General features: G+C 44.4%; 1 protein-coding gene. It reads right to left on the minus strand.

Annotated elements, in window-relative coordinates; genetic code table 11:
• Nucleotides 1–69: 69 nt before the first annotated feature.
• The coding region (locus F8C82_RS14670) for a glycoside hydrolase family 108 protein (protein ID WP_151694380.1) at nt 70–664 on the minus strand (595 nt) is incomplete at its 5' end.

Below are 664 nucleotides of genomic sequence, written 5' to 3' on the forward strand. Positions count from 1 at the left end.
ACCAATGAAGTAGACCAATGCCAGGGAAACGAGAACAATCCAGATGTATCCACCTTTAGTCATTTCGAGTTATTCTGTACAAGAGCAGTCCGAACATGGACAGTCCGAACACACCTGCCGCGGTTCCGATGAGATTTTTTTTTTGTGTCGATCAGCGAAGTCATTAAGTCGATTCAACCAACCGTTGATGAACCGAGCTTGACTAGGATTTCTATTTACAATCGATAGGAAGAAAGCTCTCCGCCGTTCAAGCATCTTGTTGAATAGCGCTCGTGAAGAGATGGAGTTTGCAGCTTTTACGGTTTGCGCTTCAATGACGCCATTTACCTTTAACCTGAAACCATACTCCTCATTGAGTAGCTTTTGAAATTCTCGTAAACCGAGGTAACCTGAACCCCACATCCAAGAAGTAACTGCCTCGGCAACGATTTGAGAATTAATAGAGTTGTTGTAGGTTGCTTTATCCCAGAAGTATTTCACAAAGAGTGAAGCCTGGTCTTTTGTCAGCGCTCTAAAGGTTGAATCGCTGGGTGTTACACCTAGCACTCTTGAAGCCAAGCTATCAAAAGTGGCTCTAGTGATCCCCATATTCGTTTCACCTCCTCGATCCACAGGATCGTTGACATAACCGCCTTCCCATTTTAGAACGAAAGGAACGTAGAGC

Origin of the sequence: Phaeocystidibacter marisrubri, assembly GCF_008933165.1 — a bacterium.
Classification (GTDB): domain Bacteria; phylum Bacteroidota; class Bacteroidia; order Flavobacteriales; family Schleiferiaceae; genus Phaeocystidibacter; species Phaeocystidibacter marisrubri.